Here is a 23,271-nt window from a genome sequence, read left to right as displayed (position 1 = left end):
GCTCCTTATGATTTGAAACCGCTGATGATAGTTAGGCGCGAATGGCCTTCCACGTTGCATCGCCAAACTCGCCCATGTTGACTGTACCGGCAACCTCGTTGCCCTCCACTTTGCCTTTGAAGGTCCACATGATGGTGTTGCCTCCAACGGCCATGCCGCTGTGGAGCTCCAGTTGATCGGCGTGAATGCTTCCCTTCATGCTGGTTTTGTAGATCTCGCCGACCTGCTCGCCGGTGACATCGTTGCCACTCTGGTGCAGCGAGAACTTCTGCTCGCCGGTGCCGCGCGGATAGTCGATGGTAACCGCCCAGTCGCCGCTTACCTTTGCGGGCTCGCCGGTTGGGATGACGGGGTTTTCGTAGTGGCCCGGCTTCGTCAGCGCTTCGTAGATGGCGTCCGCGATGATCTTGTCTTCGCCGGGGTCCATCATGTAGGGCATGACGGAGACGGAGCTTTCCATCATGTCGGGCCGCTTGCCGCGCGCGCCAGCGACGGCAATGCGCGGCGTGCCGTCGAAGAGACGAGCGGCAAGTTCGGTGCCGGTAATCTTCAACACATTCGCGTCCCACTTGATCTGCAAAACGGGAGCGTGATTGGAGAGGTCTTCAGGCTCGTGGTACGCAAAGCTGGTCGATGGCAGGCCCTTGAGGCGGTTTTCGATATTGTTCAGCCACGAGCGCCACATCTTTTGCTCAGCGGCATGATCACGCTTGTACCAGGTTTCGACGGCTGCGAGAACGCCCATCGCCTCTTCTTTGCTGCACTTCAACGCGCGGCCAAAGTTGTGGTGCGGCGCAGCCTGAAAATAGGCCGCCTTGCAGAGGTCTTTCTGGCCGAGAAGGATTCCCGAAGACTGCGGGCCGCGAAGGCACTTGCCGCCAGAGTAGCCAACCAGCGTCGCGCCGTTCTGTATATGGATGTTGGGGCTCAGCGGCTCTTCGGCTGCGGCGTCGACGAAGACGGGTACGTTCTTTGTCTTTGCAATGGTGCAGACGTTCCTGATGCTCATTGGCCCGTTGGCATTGCCGGGGTTGGACATCATATAAACCATCGCGACGCGATTGGAGAGTTTGGAGTTCAGCTCTTCCGGAGTCGAGACCTCGACGATCTCAACGCCCAGCATGCGCACGCCGAAATCGTACTGGTTGCGCGATCCTTTGGGGATGATGACCTGGTCTTTTTTCTTCTTGTAGGGGAGGATCTGACTCTCTTCGACGTTGGAACCGACCATGCAGGCGATGGTCGCGAGACAGATGGCCGCCTCGCAGCCTGTCGTTGCAATCCCCCACTCAGCGCCCATCAGCTTGCCGAGTTGAGCGCCAATGCCGTTCATCATCTCGTCGAGGTGAACGTAGTAGAACGAGGCGTCGTACATGGCCTGTTTGACCTCAGGCAGCGAACGCGAGCCGCTGAGGATCGTAAAGGTACCGCGTCCATTGACGATGGGACGGACACCAATACGTGTGAAGAGGTTGTCGGAGTCATTGCCCTGCCGTGCAGGCAGCTTATGCTCGGAGCCAGGCTTTGCAGGAGCGGACGCTCCTGCAGCAAGCGGAGCGACGGCGTTCGCCGCCCCCAGAGCCGAGAGCATCCCGGTCTGCTTGATCACATCGCGCCTCGACCAGCGCGTCTTGCCAAAGAGGGACATGGGCTTACCTTTTCCTATCAGTTTTAGACTGCATCGATCCAGTGAAGCGGATTACATATAAGCGATGCAGTCGATCTCAACGAGCGAGTCCCCTGGGATCCCGCCAGCCGCTGCAATCGTCGTTCGGACAGGGGGAGTATCGCCCCAGTTTGCATTGGCATAGACACTGTTCATCGCGGTGTAGTCCTTGAGGTCGTTGAGGTAGACATTGACCTTGAGCACCTTCTCCATCGACGAGCCCGCCTTGATGAGGTTCTTCTCCAGTTCGTCAAGAACGTGCTTGGTATGCTCTTCGACGGTGCCCTTGAAGTGGGCGCCGATGCCGGCCAGAAAGACCATGTTGCCGTAGGTGATGATGCTGGAGAACAACGGCTTTTTCGCAGGGGTGGTGGGGACCTTGTCGGCCTGGGTCTTCGGAGGAATGGATCGCTTCTCCAGCTTGCCTGAGACCTGTGCGCTGGCGGTCTGCGTTATCGCCGCTCCACCGGTTACGGCAACGGCAGCTGCGGCCGCGTTCTTGAGAAGACCTCTTCTGGATTGCTTTTCCATGGTGCTTGCTCCTTCGTCTCGGTTAGTGGAACTGGAATACACGGGGCTATGCCTTCTGCGTCAGCACGGCATGAATGCGGCGGCCGACGATCTCTGCTTCACCGGGCTGTAGCATCCAGACACCGACAACGAGCGTGTTCGCGTCGGACGGAATACCCTGGTTGGGCTTGTGGCCGGTGTTCGGGTTGAGCTCGACCCGGGGCTTCTCCGCACGCAGCCTCTCGACCACCTGCGGCACTGTGACGCCGACGACGGAGGGGTCAAACTTCAGCAGCAGGTGCGGCACATGGTTGGCGATCTTCGGGACCACCACGCTCGACTGCATCGACGGGATGTTCTTGACGGCGTCCGAGATGATCTTTGCGCGGCGGTTGTACTCCTTCTCGTTCGCCTCGTCGGACTGCTCCAGCAGCCAGTCCACGGCGGCCACCATGCCGACGATCTGCTCCTTGGCCACCTTCATGCCGCGTCCCACTGCGTCGCCGTTGGGGTTGGTGTTGCGCAGGGCGAGATCGGTGAGGTGCTTCTTGCCGAGCAGCAGCCCGGCGTTCTGCGGGCCACGGATTCCCTTCCCTCCCGAGAAGCAGACCAGGTCGAAGCCCATCTGCGTGTACTTCCAGAGATTTTCGATCGGAGGCATATCGGCGGCCGCATCGAGATGGCAGGGCACGTTGTGCTGGTGAGCGATCTCCAGCCACTGCTCGCGGCCGATCTGGGCCTGCGGGCCATCTTCTTCTTCGGCGGCGTTGAAGAAGTTGGTCATCACTGTCTTCTCGTTGAAGGCGTTCTTGTAGTCGTCGAGTGTGACGACCTCGCGGATGACGGCGCCGCTCAGCATCATGGCGTGGTCGTAGCTGTAGCGGTGGGCCTTCTGAACGATGACCTCGTTCTTCAGTCTGCCTGCATCCTGGGGAAGCGCACCGGGCTTGCTGCCGTTGGCGCTGGTAATGCAGGCCGCAGTCGCCAGCGTGATCGCGCCAGAGGCCCCAGAGGTGACAAGCGCACCCTCGCAGCGAAGCTTCTTCGCGAGATACTCGCCTGATGCCACCTGCAGATCGTGCAGATAGACCGGATGCAGCGCTGCACGTTCCACCGCGCGGATGACCTGCGGAGGCATACATGCCGCAGTCAGCGTGGTATAGGTGCCAGCAGCATTGATGATCTTGGTGACGCCCAGCTTGTCGTAGTAGTCTTCGCCCTCGGGCTGCTTTGGCACAGCAGCTTCTGCCTTGCTGCCGATAAGAGGGGCCGCGCCAAACATTGCCATGGCGGACTGCGACCAACGCAGGAAGCTGCGCCGGCTGAGACGTGTGGAATTACCGTTGCTGGACATGCCGTTCACCTCTGCTTGCTTTGTTTGAACCGGATCGAACCGTTTGTCATCGCAGACTGAGCGTTGCCGGTACGCGCTCAAATCCTGCCGAACTGCTTCACTGCTTCCTGGATGGAATGGAACTTTTCAATGAAGGGATACATCGAGTGCTCACTGTTATCGAGCTTCTGTGCGAGCACGAGAACTTCGGCTGCTTTGTCGCGCGGCACCACGACGACTCCATCCTGGTCCGCGACAATGATGTCGTTCGCATTGACGCGAACTCCGTCGCAGTCAACGGGGATGTTCATTCCGCCAAAACGATAGTGGGTGACCGATGTCGAGGGAACGGGGCCAGTCGAGAAGACCGGGAAGCCGATCTTCTTGAGCTGCGGGAGGTCGCGCACGCCGCCATCGACGACTGCACCGGCGAATCCACGCGAGAACATCGCTGTTCCCATCAGGCCGCCCATACCGGCGATGTCGGCGCCATCCTCAACCTGCATGACGTAGACGGAACCGGGGCCGCCGGAATCAATTGCTTTCAACATGCCGCTCAGCGCGTCGGCGTCGTGGTTCTCCTGCTTGACAAGCTTGACGGTCAGGGCAGGGCCGGCAAACTTGGCCGGGAAGATTGACTGCATACGATGCGACATGTACCGCTTCTCATGCAGCAACTGCTCGATGGCGTCGGAGACGGACGCGGCCTCGACGTGGCGGTAGGCGTCGATCATGAGGGCAGGATCGGCCTGGTAATCGGCTGCGGTCTTCGGCACGTCGGCATGAACGATTATTTTTGCCGTAAAGAGAGAGCCGCACACGATGATCGCGGCGGCTGAGAGGCGGATGGCGCGGGACCGAAGGGCGGAAACCAGAGAGAACTGCTTCAAGGCTATTCGACTCCTTATAGAGAGACAGGAGAATGTTACTCGTGTTGGGTTAGGTTTTGGAGGGAAGGAAGCTGGCCGCCGGGGACTGCCCGGCGGCCAATGGACCGGGTTAGAAGTTGATCTTGCCTGCAATCTGCAACACACGAGCGCCAAAGTTTGTATTGGCAGCCGTAATGTATCCGAAGGTCGCGCCGCCGAAGGTTGTGTTCGGGCTGCCGGGGTTCGGATGATTGAAGGCGTTGAAGGCCTCTCCGCGAAGCTGGAAGGTAACGCTCTCCCAGATGGGGAAGTTCTTGAAGAGGGAGAAGTTGGTATTGGACACGCCAGGAGCGTTGATCGAGTTGCGGCGCACGTTGCCAAATGTTCCGGAATTCGGAGTCGCATAGGCTGTGGCATCGATACAACTGTTCTTATTCGATCCGCCAGGTCCTGTAACCGTGGCGCGGCTGCAGGTGACATGTGGATCGTGGACGTAGTTCGGACGCTGCGAAGAGCCTACGCCGCCCACATTAGCCTGGTTTGTGCTAATCGAGATATTGAGTGGAGTGCCACTGCGAAGATCGACGATCGCATTGGCCTGCCATCCACCGACGGCCTGGCGGATAAGCATGTTGTGACCTTCGAACTTCGGAAGCTCATAGGTGACTGTACCGACAAAACGGTTACGGATGTCATAGCCGGAGTTGCCATAGTCGAGCTTCAGGTGTCCCTGCCACATCGCCGTACCGCCGTCGTTGGAGCTATCCGAAGTATCCATGGAATGCGACCAGGTATAGCTGAGATTGGCGCTCAGGCCACGGGTCATACGCTGACGCAGAATTGCGGTGAGGCCGTTGTAGGTAGCAAATCCATCGTTATGAATCTCGCGAATCTGGCCGACGTTGGGATTCGGGCGGCGCGACTGAGAAAAGATGATGGGAGAAGGATCGGGCTGGTTTGGATAGTAGCTTTGATCCAGGTGGATGGTGCGCGACCCGAGGTACTGCAGCTCGAATCCGCCGTTACGCCATACTTCATTACCCACATCCAAATTCCACTGATACATACGTGCTGTCGGCAGATTTGGGTCAACCGTGAAGTTGGCATATGGGTTGGCAACTGGACCGGGCCATGCCACAGGAGCAGGCACGTTCGGGTTTTCCAGCGTGAACGCAGGTGTCGCGCCGAATCCTGTGGAAGGCGTGACGACTGCCGAGTAAGGATAGTTGGTCGAGGAAAGGGTATAGGAGTTCAACTGGTTAGCGTTGTAGTAGATGCCACCTCCGCCGCGAACCACAATTTTGTCAGTAGCGCGATAGGAGAAGCCAAGACGCGGGCTGATGTTGTCATGGTTCGAGCCACTGAACTTGAAGCCAGGATATTTCTGTGCATTCAGAGGCGTTGTGCCGCCAATCTGCGGATACAACGTTGTCAGGGTCGGATCCATGATTCGTCCCACACCGTTCAGACTGTAAGCGACCTGCGGAAGCTCGTACCGAAGGCCAAGCTGAAGGGTGAGATTCTGAGTGACCTGCCAGGTGTCTTGAACGAAGAAGCCGTCGCGCCACTGACCAATGGAACCCTTCACCTGGAAAAACGGCGAAGTGTAACTTGTTGCCGTGCCCGCCATGAAAGCGGCAGCAGGATCTCCCAGCAGCTTTGTTCCCTTCGTAGGATCGTTAGCATCAACTGGTACTCTGACACGATTGAGGGTTGAATCGAATACAAATTGACCGCGTGCTGTGTTTGCAGCAGAACGGCCGATCGTCATCTTGCGGAAGCTAACGCCTGCCATCAGCGCATGCTTGCCAACCGTATAGCTGATCTGGTCGTACCAAGTAAGCTGGCGATCATCCTGATACCAATTGGTACCGCTCTGAGCAATGCCCTGGTAGACACCGTTGTTCAAAGACATATCGACAAGTCCGGGGTTGCCGCTGTCTACGTCAGCCGTAAATCCGGGTATGCCGAGTGCTGAACCGGCGCTCGTCTGCTTGAGCTGTGCCTGCTGATTGAGAATGAAAGTGTTGACAACGTTGAACCCAAAACGGAAGTCATTGACCAGCTTTGGCGTAATGATGTGCGTATAACCTGCCGCGCCGTTCCGCGTCTTGGTGGTGGTATATGCGGTATTGGCAAGGTTGACTGACTGGGTGAAGTTGTTGACCGACTGCCAAGCAAAGCGCCCGAAGAGGATGACCTTGCCATGAATGTTGTGATCGACACGCTCCATGGTGGAGTCTTCGTTGACCTGATTGGGAAGATTGCCCGTCCAGTTATTCGTGGTTCCCGCCTGTGTTGGTGCCGCAAGGTATGGCAGCACCTTGGCCGCAACAGGGCTAATCGGAACAATGTTTCCAGGATATGCAGCGGCTGGGCATTGGTAATCGGGAGCCGAGCAGAGGGTAAAGCGCGTCTTGGGGTTATAAAGCTGAATATTCTTCGTTGGGTCAGATGAGTACAGTTCGCTAAAATCGCCCTGACGCATCTTGTTTGAAAGCACAGTTGATGTCGTCGCCGTGGCTCCGGTGTTGCGAAGGCCTTCATACGATCCCAGGAAAAATGTCTTGTCTCGTCCATTGTAAAGTCCGGGAATCAGCACGGGGCCGCTCAAAACTCCGCCAAAGAGGTTGTAGCGCAACGGGCTCTTCTTCGCGCTTGGTCCTGTCGTTGGCTGAAGCCAACTCTTGGCATTCATCGCATCGTTCTGCAGGTAGTCGTAGACCGTGCCGTGGAACTTGTTGGTTCCGCTCTTCGATACCAGGTTGATGTGAACGCCGAGATAGTCGCCATACTGCGCGGTATAGTTGCCGTTCTGCGTCTGCACGGCGCTGAGAGCGTCGGGGTTGGGCGAGAGTGTGGCAGTCGTGATCAGGTTGTTCATGATCGAGATGCCGTCGAGCGAGATGCTGTTGTTGATGTTGCGCGTACCCGAGCCGCTGGCGCGGTTGCCGGGGGGGTTGCCGGTGAGGGCGTTGCCGCTGATGGTGATGTTCGACGCAGTGGCGGCCAGGTCGATGGCGTGACGGCCGTTCATGGGCAGGTCATGCACCTGCTGCGAGTCGATGGTCTCGCCGAGGAGCGCGTCGTCGGTCGAGAGCGGAGGGGTGTCGGCCGAGATGCTAATCTCTGCCGTCTCCGAGCCAACGGAGAGCGCAAAATCGGTACGCACGGCGTGGTTGATGGTGACGATCACGCCGGTGCCTGTCATCTTCTTGAAACCTGACATCTCTACATTGATGTCATAGGTGCCTGGGCTGACGAACGGAATGGAGTAGAAGCCTTCAGCATTGGTCGTGCCGCTGTAGACCACCTTTGTGTCGCGGTTGGTTCCGGTTACCTTCGCTCCAGAGACGACACTGCCGGTTGGGTCGGTTACCGTTCCCACCAACGCAGTGTTATCTGCAACCTGGGCATGAAGGAACAGCGGAGCAAGGAGAAGAGTAAGTAAACAGCCGAATATCTTTTTCACTGGAGCCTCCTGGTTACTGTGAAACAGGGCGTGCAAACGGTACGGTAATTGATGTCAAAACTGCAGAAAATGAGCTTCGCAGCGCTCGATCTTTGCGCGATGCTGCTCTTCTGTGCGTGTGGGAACGATTCTCATGACATTCACACACTGTCGTCAATCGGACGGTTGTCAGTCGGATGAATAGGACAAATGCCTTAATTTTATTCCAAGTTAATGAAAATAAATAAGTTGAGCTAATCAATCGAGGTGAACTAGTCCCCGCTGGAGTGCATAAATAGTTGCCTGCGTGCGATCACGGGCCCCCATTTTGTCCAAAAGCGAGCTGACATGGATACGGACGGTCTTCTCGGCGATCTTCAGGTCCTCGGCGATCTCGCGGTTGCTGCGCCCCTGGGTGATGCAGGCCAGCACCTCGGCTTCGCGCGGCGTCAAGTCGACAGAGGGCATTCTCTCGGCCAGCCGGTCAAGCGCACCGTGAGGCAGGTAGCGCAGTCCGCGGTCGACGCTCTGAATGGCGCTGAGAAGCTCCTCGCCGCTCGCGTCCTTTGTCAGGTAGGCCATCGCTCCATTGCGCACGGCGCGATAGACATCTTCGCTGCCGTGGTAGTTGGAGAGGATGACGATGCGCACACTGGGGAACTCCTTGCGCAGGGCAACGATGACATCGAAGCCGCTGACGCGCGGAAGCCGCAGATCGAGCACCACGACGTCCGGACGCAACTGCCGGTACATGGAGATACCGAGTTCCCCGTCGCCTGCCTCGCCCACAATCTGTATCTGAGGGTGCCCTGAAAGCACCGAATGAAGAGCGATGCGTGCTAAAAAGTGGTCTTCGATCAGAAGAACTCGAATCTGCTTCATATCCCAATCCAACGTATCACATGGTGTTGCTCATTAACTGGTTGCTGCATGGCATTGAAAGCGACCTTGACCATCACTTCGGTTCCTGCGCCAACAGAGGTTTGAATGCGAAGGCTTCCGCCGAGCTTGCGCGCGCGCTCCTCCATAACGGGAATGCCGAAGTGTCCTCGACGCGAGGCCGCACGATCGGCAGGGAGAAATCCGTGTCCGTTATCGCGAATGGAAAGAGAGAGAGCATCGCTGTCATAGCGAAGGTTCACCAGGATATGCGAGGGCTTTGCATGACGGATTGCGTTCGATACGGCTTCCTGACCGATGCAGACCAGGTGATGCACGCAGCCCGGTGCGAGATGGACTTCGTCGCCCTCGACATCGAGTGTCGTCTCGATGGCGGCCTGGATATGGCTTGCAGAGAGAGCGCGCGACAATGCCTGCGAGAGGACATCTGTGACCTCGCCGGTGTCGCGCAGGTCCCAGATGATGCGGCGCGCCTCGGCCTGACAGTGCGAGACCATACTGCGCGCAAGATCGCACGACTTCGCAGCCGGAGTGGTCTCCGCTCCGCTGTCGCGAAACAGTTTGGCAGTGGCTTCGAGCTGCCATGAGATTGCGGCGAATCCCGCCATCAGAGTGTCATGGCACTCCGACGCAATTCTGTTGCGTTCTTCAAGCACAATCCCCAGTCGCCCGGTCATCAACTGCATCTTGCGCCGCAGAAGATACACAGAGAATGCAACGATAGCGATCGACAAAACGAGATAGAAGTACAAGCTCTGATAGATCGACGGAAGACGGCTCACAATGCGGGCTTCGGCGCTGCTGCGGTCTTTATCGCTGAGTGTCTCGAGAGGAGCGCTGCTCTCGAGACTGCCAGGGGTGGCGCGGACGAGGCCATCGCGCTCCAGGCGCCACAAACCATCTGAGCTTGTGCCGATCCACAGGTTCCCAGCAGCATCTCCCTGCAAAGCAGTGACAGGACCATGCACACTGGCATGAAGGACCGCTTCGTATGCGGGTTGCGCCAATGGAGCGAACACGCTGGCCTTTCGCGCAACCAGTTCATAGACACCAGTGCGAGTTCCAAGCCAGACACGCTGCCGGGGATCGCGGTACACGGCGACCACTGCGTCCTCAGGCGCAAGCTGAAGAGGCAGCCGGCGAACCGCCCCCTTCTCCCACTGAAACAGCCCATCGGAGGTAATAAAGAACATGCCTCCGTTGCCGTCCTCGGCAAAAGGAGCGACGATCTCCGGTGAGATGCCTCCAACTGCCGGCAGGACTTCGAGAGAGTTCCTCGTCAGCCGTTCGACTTTTCCTTCTGTCGCAACCCAAAGTACGCCCTGCTGGTCGCGATAAATCTGTCGAACGCCGTCGCCCGTCTCTGGAACCGGGTGTTCAGCAACGATTGAGCCAGGCTGGGGCAAGCCTTCATCTGCGTAGCCGAGGACTGACACGGAGAGTATCAGCGCAAGCAGAACGATCAGCCGGCAGAACAGCCGAAGCGAGACCATTCGCGCGAGATTTCCCCTGTCGGTCATATGCAACCCTTAGCACAATGCAATCGCATTACGCATCCAACGGTCTCTCTGGATGCACGGTGAGCCAGCAGATCGCGCCAAGAATGGCCAACGCCGACGCTACGGCGAAGGAGGTTGTCCATCCGAAGCGGTGGGCGATCCACGGGGTCAGCGACGCAGTGACCGCCCCGCCAATCTGTCCTCCCATGTTGACCATACTGGAGAAGACGCCGGAGCTTCGCCCCGCGATATCGTTGGAGACCGACCAGAAAGAGCTTTGCGAGAGATAGAGGGTACCGCCGCCGCCCGCAAGAATAAACCCGGCAAGTTGCGGACTGTGCGTCTGCGATCCCAGAACCAGAAAGACGGCAGCAATTGCGAGAGCGGCTGCAGCTAGACCGCAGCGGCCAACCCGAAGTCCGAAACGGGTCGTAAGCCTGTCGCTGAGAACGCCTCCTACAAGGCAGCAGACGGTCATCAGCAGGAACGGAAGCATGGCGAAGCGCGCACTGGACTTTAGATCGAAGCCGCGCACCTGCACCATGTAAAGAAAGAACCAGCTAAAGAAGATCCACGCGACATATCCGAAGGCGAAGTAGCCGATCATCAGGGCGGGCAGGTCGCGGCGATGCAGGATTGCCCGCCATGATATGGGAGCGTCTTTGTCGACAGCATTTTGCGACGCAGTCTGGACTGGTGTGTAGCTCAGGCCGTCGCGTATCTTGCGCAGCTCTGCCTGAGAGACGGCAGGATGCTCGTCGGGAGTATCGCGTGCCGCGTACCACCAGATTGCTCCGACGATCACGCCCACAATGGCGCTGAACCAGAAGGCGGCTCGCCATCCCTGATTGGTAATGAACCAGGTGAGCAATGGCGGCGTAAGCCCGCTTCCCGCTCCCACACCGGCGAAGATCAACCCGTTGATAAAGCCGCGTTCTTCAAGCGGAACCCATCGGGCAACGAACTGGTTGGCTGCCGGATAGACAACCGCCTCGCCTGCTCCAAGGGCAAAGCGGATGGTAATCAGAAGTAGAACGGCATGAGCGATTCCTGTTGGCAGCATGGCGGTAAGTGCTGTCGCAACGCCCCACCATAGGACACCGAGAGTCAGCACCTTTCGCGGCCCAAAGCGTGCCGCAAGCCATCCGGCCGGGATTTGGAAGACGGCGTACCCGATCAGAAACGCGCTGAATATCCATCCCAGGCGCTGATCTCCCAGACCATACTCTCTGCTGATCTCAAGGCCGGCGATGGTGATATTTGTGCGGTCGAGAAAGGCAACACCGCTGATAACAAAGAGCCAGAAGGCAAGAAAAAAACGGATCCTGGTACGACGCTCGTCGGACATCATGCTCCTGACAGTCGCTACGCGACCGTCTCTATCTATATGTTTGCAAGTTTGTTGCAACTGAACCATCCGGTACCCGAATGGCACCTGAATGGTATCGGCGCGCGGGAACCATGCGCAAGGGCTATATGTCTTAGTTGGAAGGATGGCCTCTGAGCGTTGATGGAACGAATTGCCATCTCAATTTCAAAAAATCATGAAAACGCGCTGTAGAGGACCGGGAACCATTGTAATTTCGTAAACTTAAGGGATGACTGCAAAGAAACGCTCTCCGCTGTACGTTACATCGCTGATCGCGGGAGCATTTTTTATGGAGAACCTCGACGGTACGATTATCGCTACCGCCCTTCCCCAGATGGCGCGCAGCTTCCACGTTGGCGCCGTCAGCCTCAACATTGGTATGACCGCATATTTGCTTACACTGGCGGTCTTTATTCCAATCAGCGGCTGGGTGGCCGACCGTTTCGGTTCCCGCTCGGTGTTTGCATCGGCCATCGTCATCTTCACCGTGGCATCGCTCCTCTGCGGTATCTCAAAGACGCTGACACAATTCACGCTGATGCGCATCCTGCAAGGCATCGGCGGGGCCATGATGGTTCCTGTCGGCCGCCTGGTCGTACTGCGCAACACGCCGAAGGACCAGCTCGCGCAGGCCATCGCCTATATAAGCTGGCCGGGCCTTACAGCTCTAGTGCTGGGCCCTGCGATTGGCGGCTTTATTACGACCTACTGGAGCTGGCACTGGATCTTCTTCCTCAACCTTCCCCTTGGCATCGCCGCCCTTGTTCTTACGCTGCTTTGGATTGAGAACGTTCGCGCCGAAGAGGTCCATCCGTTTGACTGGTTGACCTTCGCGCTTGGCGGAGCGGCATCATCGGGCGCCGTCTATGCCATGGAAAAACTCGGAGCGGAGGGGCAACACTGGCAGGGCCCGGTCGCGATTCTATTGTTGAGTCTTCTTAGCGGGGTAGCAGCGATCGTCATCGCGCGACGCAGACCCACAACTTCGTTCATCGATCTGGAATCGATGAAGCTAAAGACGTACTCTCTCTCTGTTTATGGAGCCAGTCTCTTCCGCATCTCAGTCTCGGTCCTTCCGTTTCTGTTGCCGCTCATGTTTCAGATCGCCTTCGGCATGAGCGCCTTTCACTCCGGTCTTTATCTGCTCGCTCTCTTCCTTGGCGACCTCAGCATGAAGTCCGTCGTGATTCAACTGCTCCGGCGCTTCGGCTTCCGCAGACTTCTCATCATGAACGGATTGATCACGACGGCGTCGATGATGGCGTGCGCCGCGCTCGGTCCGGCGACTCCTCCAGCTTTGATCGCCGCCATTCTGTTCTTTCACGGCGCGTTCCGGTCGCTCGAGTTCACCTGCATGACGACGCTCGCGTACTCCGAGATCACCCCGGAGCGCATGAGCCGCGCCAACGGCTTCCTGAGTGCTGTCATGCAGCTCAGCATGGGGCTGGGCGTTGCGGTGGGAGCCATCACGTTGCGCTTCATCGCGCACGCGCGTGGCCACTCTGCCGCAATGCCCCAGCTTCTGGACTTCCGGCTCGCGATTCTGGCCATCGCCGTGCTGTCGCTTGGACCGGTCTTCGACAGTCTTAGCCTGCCACCCGATGCGGGATCGACCACCAGCGGTCATCTTCATAACGAGCTGGAAGTCACTCCGGTCTAACGGCTTCGGATAAGACAACAAACTAAAACTGGCTTGCTGAGTTGCTAACTAATTTATTAGTTGACCGTCTCTCCAGTAGGAAACGATGCCGCCGAAGAGATCCAACACGCTGACGGAAGCGGAACTTCGACTGATGAAGATTCTGTGGGAGAGAGGCGAATCCGCCGTATCCGATCTCGTATCAGGTCTGTCGGATACGGTTCCGCTCGCCTACACGTCGGTCCTGACGACGATCCGCATTCTTGAGAAAAAAGGTTATGTGCGCCACCGCCAGGATGGACGCGCCTTTCTCTACAGCCCCTGCGTTGCCGAAAACGATGCCAGCATATCGGAGGTGCGGCAATTGTTGCAACGCTTCTTCGACAACTCGCGCGAGCGCCTGCTGCTTTCGCTGCTTGGCGATGACGAGATCACTCCAGACGAGATCAAACGCCTCAAGGAGGCGATTGCAAATGCGCCGGACGAACCAGCGGAGGAGTTCTAACAATGGTGCATCTGTTTGAAACCGCGTTGCAGTATTCCGCAGCGGCAGCCTCTTCTCTGGTTAACGCCGTTGTCGAAGGCGTATTGCTTACCGTCTGCGTAGGCGTTGTGCTGTATCTATGCCCGCGTCTCAAGCCTTCCATCCGCTTCGTCATCTGGGCTGCCGTTATGCTTGCGGCAGTCGCATTTCATCTTGTGCCCCTCAGGACAGGGGGCGGGCCATCGATTGCCGCTTCCGCGAATATCTTTCACATCAACGCGTATTGGGGAGTGGCCATTGTGGCGGTATGGTCGACCGTTGCCCTCTCCCGTATCACAGGCCTTATCCGAAGCGCTGTTTCACTGCGGCGCATCGCAGCCGGAGCCTCTCCCGTTGTTCCTGACGCGGCTTGTGAGGTATTGCTTCGCGGCGCGCGCAGGCGGGCAACTCTGTGCACCTCAACCGAGGTCGACAGGCCAAGCGTAGCCGGGTTCTTTCGTCCACGCATTCTGCTTCCGCAGAGTATCGACGCGCAGCTCTCGTCGCAGGAGCGCGAACAGATCGTTCTGCATGAGATGGAACATCTTCGGCGCTGGGACGACTGGACGAACCTTGTGCAGAAGATCGGTCTCGCCCTGTTTCCGCTGAACCCCGCGCTCAACTGGATCGAGCGGCGGCTCTGCATGGAACGCGAGCTTGCCTGCGACGACTGTGTGCTGGCCGCCACATCGGCCCACAAGGCTTATGCCTCCTGCCTCACCAACCTTGCCGAGCAATCGTTGCTGCGCCGGAACATCTCACTTGCACTGGGAGCGTGGGGAAGAAGGCCGGAGCTGGTCCATCGCGTTCAGCGCATTCTGTCGAGACCTGTCGGCACCATGGGGCGCACCGCGGGGTATGCAGTAGCCGGAGTCTTTCTGGCAGGACTGACGGTTGGGGCAGTGTCACTGACTCGAATGCCCGCACTGGTCAGCTTCTCCGCTCCGACTGCCTCGGTTGCTCTCGCGCCGTCCGCGATATCGTCAGCAGAGATCGTTCTACCCGCCACACGCGACGAGAAGCCTTCGGCAACGTTGGTGAAAGCAGTGATGCCGCAAAAGTCCTCGACGAACGCTGTTGATCGCAAGCGTTCGCATCGCGCTCCGGTTGTCAAAAACATCGTTCATCGTCAGCACAAACCTGAGCCGCAGGACCTGCTCATACTTACCGGATCGGATATGCAATTTGCTCAGCCGCGCCTGACACTCACGATCTCGGAGAGAACAGGGTCCGCCTATGCAGCCGTTCCTGTTGGAAACGGCTGGCTGGTCATTCAACTTTAACTACCAAACCGCCCAGAGGAGGGCACCGTCATGTCCGCACCAACTAATCAATTAGTAGCAAAAGGAAGGAAGTTCGCAGTACCGGCTGCAATTGCCGGGGCCTTCACCCTGGGGGCCGCGATCTTTGTCGGCAGTGGAGGCGTTCATGCCGCTGCATTCTCCGCCTCTCCGCTCGACGACCACAGCGTCTCGGCACTGACGTCGCTCGACCAGGCGATGGAGTCGGTAGCATCGCGCGTGACTCCGGCTGTGGTCAATATCTCGGTCACGGCAAAGAGCCAGGAGCGGGCGACGATGGATCAGGACCAGATGCAAAATCTTCCTCCCGGCTTTGCACAGTTCTTTGGCCAGGGTGGCGGAATGCCGCAGCAGCCGCAGTTGGAGCACGGCATCGGCAGCGGCGTCATCATATCGCCCGATGGATATATCGTCACAAACGGCCATGTCGTCGACGGAGCGACGCAGATCAAGGTCACGCTTCATGACCGGCGGGTGCTGTCGGGAAAGCTGATCGGCGTCGATAAGCTGACCGACCTCGCTGTGGTAAAGATCGATGCAAGCAATCTGCCCAGCATCGCCTGGGGAGACTCCTCGAAGCTTCAGCCCGGCCAGACTGTTCTTGCCTTCGGCAGTCCATTTGGATACTTCCAGTTCTCCGTCACGCGCGGAATCGTAAGCGCGGTCAACCGGCCGAATCCTTATTCGGACGATGCGCGTAAGCCTGGCGGATTTATCCAGACCGACGCCGCGATCAATCCCGGCAACTCCGGCGGCGCTCTGGTCAACGCGCATGGCGAGCTTGTTGGAATCAACACCTTCATCATCTCGAACAGCGGATCCTTCGCCGGCGCCGGTTTCGCGATTCCATCGCAGATCGTCCGCTCGACGGCTGAGCAGCTTATGAAGAACGGCAAGGTGGAACATGGATATCTCGGCATCAGCCTGAACGATGTAACGCCCGACAACTCGCGCTTCTTCAACCTTGATGAGGCCTCGGGAGCGATCATCTCGCAGGTCACTCCGGGGTCGCCCGCGAGCAAGGGTGGGCTGCACCGCGGCGACGTGATCTCCGCGATCAATGGACAGAAGGTTGCCAATGGAAGTGCGTTGCAGGTGGCGGTAAGCCAGTTGACTCCAGGCACAAAGGTCAATCTGGGCATACGCCGCGACGGCAAGCCGGTGTCGCTGGACCTGACCTTAGGGCAGTTTCAGAAGAACACGGACGTAGCCAGCAACGACGATAGCGGCGGGTCGCAGAGCGGAAAGCTGGGATTGGCCGTCAGCGACCTTACTTCCGATGCAAAGCAGCAGATCAACGCTCCCGATCAACTGAGCGGAGCTATCGTTCAGAGCGTTCGTCCTGGCAGCCCTGCAGAAGATGCTGGGTTGCAGCCGGGCGATGTCATCATGGAGGTCGATCGCAAGCCGACGGCCTCTGCCAACCAGTTCGTGAACCAGGTGCACCAGAACGCTTCGGGCAAAGACCTGCTTCTGCTGGTCTGGTCGAAGGGCAATGCAAGCTATCGCACCATCCATCCTGAAGGACAGAACGGATAGTCAGCAGGGGCGGCCCCTGCATCATTTCTTCTGGCAAGCTATCAAGGGACACACGGCCGACCTGCGCGTGTGTCCCCGTTTTATTGCTGGATGCTAGGATTGAATACAGATCGATAGACATCAACGCAGGGTTGAGAGATTGATTTTGAGCACGCGAAAGTGGCGAAATTGGCAGACGCACCAGACTTAGGATCTGGCGGAGCAATCCGTGGGGGTTCAAGTCCCCCCTTTCGCACCATCACCTCCTCTTCCCTTTGAAAGCACACCTATGAGCCAGCAAAAATCGCCTACAGAACCCAAGGTCAACCTGACGGCAACGCCGGACTATAGGGACGGATACGCAAACAGCGTGCAGGTTCGCATGTCGGTATGGGATTTTCTCCTTGTCTTCGGCACGATGACGCAGGAGTCGGCCGATGAGCTGAACATAAAAAACTTTCAGGGCATCTACCTCAGCCCACAGCAGGCCAAAGCATTGTTCAACGTGCTGGGCAGCAATCTTGCTCAGTATGAGCAGACCTTCGGCACCATTACGCTCGACCAGCAACTGCCTCAGCCCGGCGGACCAGTCCACTAAACCTTAACAACTTCCCGATATCGAACCGCGCGTGAGATTCTCTCCCAGCAGCCGAACCCGCCGTGGTCCTGCAGACATTCCTCTAGGGATGCTGTACCCGCTGTTCTTCGCAGCGATCTATCTGTCGCACATCACGCTGCTGCGGCTTCCCTACTTCTGGGACGAGGCTGGCTACTACATTCCCGCCGCGTGGGATTTTTTCCGCACAGGATCGCTGATCCCGCAGACGACGCTGACTAACGCACATCCGCCGCTGCCATCCATTCTTCTGGCTTCGTGGTGGCATCTTTCAGGATTCGTCGTCAGCGGAACGCGCACCCTGGTGGTGATGATCGCCGCAGCCGCGCTGCTGGCGGTCTTTCGCCTTGCGAGGTCGTTGCTCAACACTCCTGCCGCTATCGCGACGACCGTACTGACGGCGGTCTATCCCATTTGGTTTGCGCAGAGCACGCTGGCGCACGCCGACATCTTCGCCGCCGCGTTCACCTTGTGGGGGCTGGCCCTCTACCTCGAACCCAGCTCCGAGAACCAGATACTCGTCTCGGGCCTGTTCTCGCTCGCCGCGCTCTCAAAAGAGACGGCAATTGTAACGCCGGCTGCACTAGCGGCATTTGAAGCGGTCCTTCTCTATCGCTCGCGCACGGTCTCCATGCAACGGCGGGCACACGCACTCTGGATTGCTTCGCTTCTCTCGCCATTGATTCCTCTGATGGCCTGGTATGCATACCATCGACACCAGACGGGATTCATCTTCGGCAACCCGGAGTATCTCCGCTACAACGCCACGGCCAACTTCGGCGTACACCGCATACTGCTGTCGCTGTGGCACCGGCTGCTGCACCTTGCGGCACATATGAATATGTACGTGCCGGTGGTATGCGCGATCGCTGCATCGTTTGTCCCCGTGAAGCCGTCAACGCCAGCGATACTTCCGCGCCGCACGCTCGCGGCGATTGCGACGATACTGGCGGCAAACTGGGTCGCTTTCTCCGTGCTTGGCGGAGCGCTGCTTACGCGCTATCTCCTGCCCATGTATCCGCTCGTCATTCTTCTGTGCGTCGCCACATGGCAGAGGCATCTGAAACAGTGGTGGGCATTGGCAGCGTTCAGTGGGGTGGCTTTTCTCGCGGGCATCTGGATCAACCCGCCCTACGCCTTCGCGCCCGAAGACAACCTGACGTACCGCGACATGGTCATCCTGCATAAGCAGGCCATCTCGCTGATCGAGCATCGCTATCCCCAGGCGACGGTCCTCTCCGCATGGCCTGCAACCGCCGAGATGTCGCGCCCGGAGTTGGGCTACGTCTCTCATCCTCTGAAGGTTGCGTCCATTCAGAACTTCGCCATTGACCAGATCGAACAAGCGGCCCAGGACCCCGGGGCCTATGACACCGCACTGCTCTTCTCCACTAAATGGGAGCCGCAAAACGGAATCAACCTGGGCCGCGCGAACCGCCAGTCCGACGCAAAGTACTTCGACTTTCACCACGATCTTTCGCCGTCGGAGGCCGCAGCATTGCTACATGGAGAGGTCGTCTGGCAGACACATCGCAAAGGCGAGTGGGCCGCTGTCCTCCGTTTTCCCCGGGCCGTAAGCGCCTCGCTTGAGAGGCCAACACGGCCGATGCGGCTACTTCGCTGAAAGTATCTCCGTCAGCGGCTTGCCGTCTACGTTCGTCAGTGAAATGTTGAGCAGCCGCGCGATCGTCGGCGCGATATCGACATTGTTGAACTCGGCGATCTCACCCTTGTTTTCGATTCCCGCTCCTGCCGCGATGAATATCTCTTTCATCAGCGGCTCGGTGTTCGGGTATCCATGAGCACCCGTCTCTTTGGCATCCACCGCGAATTGATCTGCGTTGCCCGAGAAGGCGTAGCCATTCTCCGCATAGAGCAACAGGTCTGGAGCCTGATTTGTCTCGGCGGGAGTAGGCCAGCCATCCTTCGACGCCTCGGTTGGGGTCAGCGCTGCACGAACCCCGGCCTTCCCCGCAAACAACGCCTTCAGCGCGTCCGTGGACTCCTCTGTCGCATGCTTCTGGTACAGCAGCGCATAGCCGCCTTCAGGAATCGCAAACGTCGGATTTACAGATGAAGCGCCCTGGAGTCCAGACTGCCTCAAGAGAAGGTTTGCATTGAGATGCTTATGCACACTCATCTGGCCGTGATCGGAGACGATCAGGAACGTCGTGCGATCCAGGTCGCCTGCCTCGCGTACGGCGTCGATCACATCTTTCACGCGGTCGTCGAGGAAGGCGATCGTATTCCTGCCGGAGTCATTCCCGTAGCCCGTCTGGTGCTCAATGCTGTCGAGCGCCAGCAGGTGCAGCAGCATCAGGTCGGGATGATGCTTTTTGATAATGTCCACAGCCGCAAGCGTATAGATGCGGTCGCGCCAGGCCTGCGATGGCTTGTTGAAGTGCGCAAGCTGCTCCTCGGTCATTGCGCCCTGCTGTACCAGGTCCCGCTCGATAGGCCCATGCGGATCGGAGTATTCGGTGAACCTCCACGTAATGCCGTCGGCCTTTTCAATCGCGACCCAGTCGACTTCAGCCGTAACCAAACCAGCTTTGTGCGCGGCGTCATAGACTGTCGGCACGGCCACAAGCTCCGCGCGGGGAGTATGCGGCTCTATCTTCGGGGGCGTGTCCGTCCTCTGGTTCACGATCAGGCCGTTGACGATCACATGATGCCTGCTCGCGTTTACGCCGGAGACCATCGATGTATGGTTCGGCCAGGTCACCGTCGGGTTGATCGGCTTCATCGACGTTGCATAGGCTCCCATCTTCATCAGGCGGTGCAGCGTTGGCGCGGGCAGTTGGGGATCGTGAAGGCTCTCCGCGCCAAACGCATCAAGGCTTATCACGACAACCTTTCGCCCTGAAGGCTGCGCAGTCATACTGGCGCAGCAGGCACCTACCAATACCGATACAGCAAGAGCCGCAGTTACACGATGCAACATCCTCTTACTCCTCTTCTAAACTTCCGGTTGTAAATCGCTTCTACGGTCTCCGCCTGTACGATCATCCTGTGTCTGGAAGGTTATCAGCATTGTGCGATCTGAGATGTCCAGCCAACGCGCCGCAGCCAACCCTTCTATACTCAAGCTGTGCGACGGTCCTCTCTATCTCGCTTCAGGCTTTGCGGATTACTTCTCGCCCTGGTGTGCGCGTCTTTTTTTGCTCAAGCGCAGCCGGACCAAGCCACTGACGCTACAGCAGCCATCGCGGGACGCGTCGTTCTTGTGCTTCCCTTCGACAATCGTTCAGGCCAACAGGATCTCGGTTGGATTGGCGAGTCCTTCCCCGACACGCTGAACCAGCGTTTCAACTCTGCCGGGTTCCTTACCATCTCGCGGGACGACCGCCAGTACGCGCTCGACCATCTTGGCCTGCCACCCGACTTTCGTCCTACGCGCGCCACAACCATTCGCATTGCGCAGACACTCGATGCGAACTACGTCGTCATCGGCAGCTACAACGTGGCACGCGGACGCATCTCCGTTCAATCGCAGGTCCTCGATGTCAACAACCTGCACATGTCGTCGCCGCTTGAAGACTCCAGCGAACTGACGCGGCTCTTCGATGTACAGAACGCCATCGCCTGGAAGATCGCCCGCGCGATGGATCCTCGATTCAATGTTGCGGAACAGACCTTCCTTGCCACGCCGGGACAGGTCAAGCTCAGTTCTTTTGAGAACTACATTCGCGGCATCTCTGCCGCTACGCCACAGGAGCGCATCAAGCGGCTTCAGCTTGCCGTTCAGGAGTCGCCCACCTATGCCGCGGCACTGCTGGCGCTTGGCAAGTCGCAGTACATTGAACGCGACTACGATCACGCCGCTACAACTCTTGCGCGAATCCCGGCATCCGACCGGCGCGCGCTCGAAGCAAACTTTTACCTGGGCCTCGCGCGATTCAACTCCGCCCGCTATGCCGACGCCGAAAAGGCCTTCGCATTCGTGGCGACGCGCCTTCCCCTGCCCGAGGTCATCAACAATCAGGCTGTAGCCTCAAGCCGTCAGGGCCACAATGCGACCGCTCTGTTTGAACGCGCCGTAGCAGCAGATCCCAACGACGCGGACTACCACTACAACCTCGCCGTCTCGCTGCTGCGTCAGAGCAACTTTACGCGCGCTCAAACTGAGGTTGCGCAGACCCTCCGCCTTCGTCCGAACGACGCAGAAGCCCAGGAGTTGAAGGCGCTGATCTCCTTCGGGCGCCCACCGGCTCCAATCGCGCTTCCTTCACCGAAACCGGCGGCCACTGGTTCTGCAACCGCCGCCAAACCTGCGGCATCTTCGAGCTCTACCTTCGAGCCGCTGGAACGAATTCGCCGCACTTACTCGGAGGCATCTTTCCGCCAAGCTGCCTTCCAGCTCGACCAGATGCGCGCGGCCCGTATGGCAACACTTCCTCCAGCGCAGCAGGTGGCACAGTACGTGCAACTTGGGCGAGATTATCTCGCTCAGGGACTCGTGCCGGAAGCGGAGCAGGAGTTCCAATCCGCGCTCGCCATCAACTCCTCCAGCGCCGAAGCCCGCGCCGGTCTCGCGCAGGTGCGCGAGTTGAGCGGCGATACTGCTGCGGCGCGTAAAGAGGCGCAGGCGTCTCTCCAGCTTGCTGCCAACGCCACGGCGTACCTGGTGCTTGCGCGTCTTGAGCTTCACGACAACCAGATCGCGGCCTCCGCCGCCAACGTCAGCAAGGCCCTTAAGCTCGAACCCAACAATACCGCCGCACTCGGTATGAAACAGGCTTTAGCCGCGCGCGGCCAGAGCCTGCCATGAGAGCCTTCGCGCCAACCCGCGTACCGGCGTTCCTTCTTCTGTTGTTCCTCTGCCTGGCGTCAGCGCAGGGCGAGCCTACTGTAATTAAGCTCACGCTTCACGACACCATCCAGCCCATCTCCGCCGGTTACATTCAGCGCGGTCTCGACGAGGCTCGCCGAACAAACGCATCAGCCGTGCTGATCTCGCTCGGCACTCCCGGCGGTTTGCTCGACTCCACCCGGACGATCGTTCAGTCCATCGAACAATCGTCCGTGCCGGTCATCGTCTACGTCTCGCCTGCGGGCAGCCGTGCTGGCTCCGCCGGCTTCTTCATTCTTGAAGCAGCCGACGTTGCTGCCATGGCGCCCGGGACCAACGCCGGAGCCGCGCATCCCATCATCGAAGGACGCCAGCTCGATCCCATACTCAAGGAAAAGGTTGAGAACGATGCAGCAGCGTTTCTCCGCTCCTATGCCTCACGCCGGGGCAGAAACACTACCGCAGGCGAAGACGCCATCCGCAGCTCCAAGTCGTACAGCGATGAGGAGGCGCTGAAGCTGAACCTGATCGACCTCACCGCTCCCAACGATGCCTCGCTGCTTCGCCAGCTCGACGGCCGGCAGATACGTCGCCTCGACGGCTCCACGCAGGTATTGCATCTGGCTGGCGCGGCGATCAGTGTCTTTCGACCCTCACTGCGCGAACGCATCCTCGGCCGTCTGGCCAATCCTGACCTCGCGGTGCTCGTCCTCGTTATCGGCGCGTTGTTGATCTATCTGGAGTTCAACGTTCCGGGCACCATCGTCCCAGGTACGCTCGGGACCTTGTTTGTCCTGCTGGCGCTCTTCGGCCTGAACCTGCTGCCCATTCATCACACATCGGTCTTTCTACTGGTCGCCGCAATGGCGCTTATCGTTCTTGAGGCGAAGTTCGCGAGCCACGGCATACTCGCGCTTGCTGGAACCATCGCACTGGTCTTCGGCCTGGCCACGTTGGTCGATGGTCCCATCCCGGAGCAGCGCGTTCACACCTCGACCGCCGTCGCGCTGGGGCTCGGCTTTGGCATCATCTCATTTGCATTGGCATTCATCGCCTTCAAGGCAAGACGGAACAAGGTCCTTACCGGACCGCAGGCCATGATCGGTTCTGTGGCCATGGTCCGTACACCTCTTGCGCCGGCTGGGCAGGTCGAGGTACGCGGCGAGATATGGCAGGCCCGCCTTCTCGACCCGGCATCGGCACCGGCACCCATCGGGGCAACAGTGCGCATCCGCGCTGTGGAAGACCTTATGTTGCTCGTCGAACCCTGAATTGACCCACTGGC

The 23,271-nt window shown here is 58.7% G+C and carries 17 protein-coding genes and 1 tRNA gene; 9 read left to right on the top strand and 9 right to left on the bottom strand.

Features of this window, described 5'->3' with window-relative positions:
* Positions 1-31: 31 nt before the first annotated feature.
* The 8 genes from JSS95_02250 to JSS95_02215 all read right to left on the bottom strand — a co-directional run bounded on the left by JSS95_02250 (position 32) and on the right by JSS95_02215 (position 11,576).
* Entirely contained in the window at positions 32-1,648 is a 1,617-nt protein-coding gene (locus JSS95_02250; protein MBS1798627.1) for a PLP-dependent transferase, read from the bottom strand.
* A 51-nt stretch (positions 1,649-1,699) separates the two neighbouring features.
* Positions 1,700-2,197, bottom strand: coding sequence for a RidA family protein (locus JSS95_02245; GenBank protein ID MBS1798626.1), 498 nt, complete (start codon positions 2,195-2,197; stop codon positions 1,700-1,702).
* Positions 2,198-2,243: 46 nt separating this feature from the next.
* Positions 2,244-3,530: an aminotransferase class V-fold PLP-dependent enzyme gene (locus JSS95_02240; GenBank protein ID MBS1798625.1), complete on the bottom strand. Its 1,287-nt coding sequence runs from the start codon at positions 3,528-3,530 to the stop codon at positions 2,244-2,246.
* Positions 3,531-3,607: 77 nt separating this feature from the next.
* The gene (locus JSS95_02235; protein ID MBS1798624.1) at positions 3,608-4,243 is read right to left on the bottom strand and encodes an RraA family protein; all 636 of its coding nucleotides are present in this window, start codon (positions 4,241-4,243) and stop codon (positions 3,608-3,610) included.
* 265 nt (positions 4,244-4,508) lie between these two features.
* On the bottom strand, positions 4,509-7,850 hold the full coding sequence (locus tag JSS95_02230; GenBank protein MBS1798623.1) for a TonB-dependent receptor: 3,342 nt from the start codon (positions 7,848-7,850) through the stop codon (positions 4,509-4,511).
* Between the two features lie 237 nt (positions 7,851-8,087).
* Positions 8,088-8,711, bottom strand: coding sequence for a response regulator transcription factor (locus JSS95_02225; protein ID MBS1798622.1), 624 nt, complete (start codon positions 8,709-8,711; stop codon positions 8,088-8,090).
* Positions 8,708-10,249 (bottom strand): ATP-binding protein, encoded by a 1,542-nt coding sequence (locus JSS95_02220; protein ID MBS1798621.1) that lies wholly within the window; start codon positions 10,247-10,249, stop codon positions 8,708-8,710. Before JSS95_02220 ends, JSS95_02225 begins: the two co-directional genes overlap by 4 nt.
* A 28-nt stretch (positions 10,250-10,277) precedes the next feature.
* Positions 10,278-11,576, bottom strand: a complete 1,299-nt coding sequence (locus JSS95_02215) for an MFS transporter (GenBank protein MBS1798620.1) — start codon at positions 11,574-11,576, stop codon at positions 10,278-10,280.
* Positions 11,577-11,826: 250 nt separating this feature from the next.
* On the opposite strand from JSS95_02215, the gene JSS95_02210 reads away from it, so the two are divergent.
* The 7 genes from JSS95_02210 to JSS95_02180 all read left to right on the top strand — a co-directional run bounded on the left by JSS95_02210 (position 11,827) and on the right by JSS95_02180 (position 18,818).
* Complete coding sequence (locus JSS95_02210) at positions 11,827-13,257, top strand: MFS transporter (protein ID MBS1798619.1); 1,431 nt, start codon at positions 11,827-11,829, stop codon at positions 13,255-13,257.
* An 85-nt stretch (positions 13,258-13,342) separates the two neighbouring features.
* Positions 13,343-13,741: a BlaI/MecI/CopY family transcriptional regulator gene (locus tag JSS95_02205; GenBank protein ID MBS1798618.1), complete on the top strand. Its 399-nt coding sequence runs from the start codon at positions 13,343-13,345 to the stop codon at positions 13,739-13,741.
* 2 nt (positions 13,742-13,743) lie between these two features.
* Positions 13,744-15,042, top strand: a complete 1,299-nt coding sequence (locus tag JSS95_02200) for a M56 family metallopeptidase (GenBank protein ID MBS1798617.1) — start codon at positions 13,744-13,746, stop codon at positions 15,040-15,042.
* Positions 15,043-15,072: 30 nt separating this feature from the next.
* The gene (locus JSS95_02195) at positions 15,073-16,599 is read left to right on the top strand and encodes a Do family serine endopeptidase (protein ID MBS1798616.1); all 1,527 of its coding nucleotides are present in this window, start codon (positions 15,073-15,075) and stop codon (positions 16,597-16,599) included.
* 153 nt (positions 16,600-16,752) lie between these two features.
* A tRNA-Leu gene (locus JSS95_02190) sits at positions 16,753-16,837 on the top strand.
* A gap of 30 nt (positions 16,838-16,867) precedes the next feature.
* On the top strand, positions 16,868-17,176 hold the full coding sequence (locus JSS95_02185) for a DUF3467 domain-containing protein (GenBank protein ID MBS1798615.1): 309 nt from the start codon (positions 16,868-16,870) through the stop codon (positions 17,174-17,176).
* 88 nt (positions 17,177-17,264) lie between these two features.
* On the top strand, positions 17,265-18,818 hold the full coding sequence (locus JSS95_02180) for a glycosyltransferase family 39 protein (protein MBS1798614.1): 1,554 nt from the start codon (positions 17,265-17,267) through the stop codon (positions 18,816-18,818).
* Here JSS95_02180 and JSS95_02175 read toward each other — a convergent pair.
* The gene (locus JSS95_02175; protein MBS1798613.1) at positions 18,807-20,138 is read right to left on the bottom strand and encodes an alkaline phosphatase family protein; all 1,332 of its coding nucleotides are present in this window, start codon (positions 20,136-20,138) and stop codon (positions 18,807-18,809) included. The two genes, JSS95_02180 and JSS95_02175, sit on opposite strands and share 12 nt — an antisense overlap.
* A 198-nt stretch (positions 20,139-20,336) precedes the next feature.
* Between JSS95_02175 and JSS95_02170 the strand changes: the two genes are divergently transcribed.
* Positions 20,337-21,965 (top strand): tetratricopeptide repeat protein, encoded by a 1,629-nt coding sequence (locus JSS95_02170; GenBank protein MBS1798612.1) that lies wholly within the window; start codon positions 20,337-20,339, stop codon positions 21,963-21,965.
* On the top strand, positions 21,962-23,257 hold the full coding sequence (locus tag JSS95_02165) for a nodulation protein NfeD (protein ID MBS1798611.1): 1,296 nt from the start codon (positions 21,962-21,964) through the stop codon (positions 23,255-23,257). Before JSS95_02170 ends, JSS95_02165 begins: the two co-directional genes overlap by 4 nt.
* Positions 23,258-23,271 lie beyond the last annotated feature (14 nt).

This window comes from Acidobacteriota bacterium, from assembly GCA_018268895.1.
GTDB lineage: Bacteria > Acidobacteriota > Terriglobia > Terriglobales > Acidobacteriaceae > Edaphobacter.
This window is presented reverse-complemented; position numbering and strand designations above follow the sequence as displayed.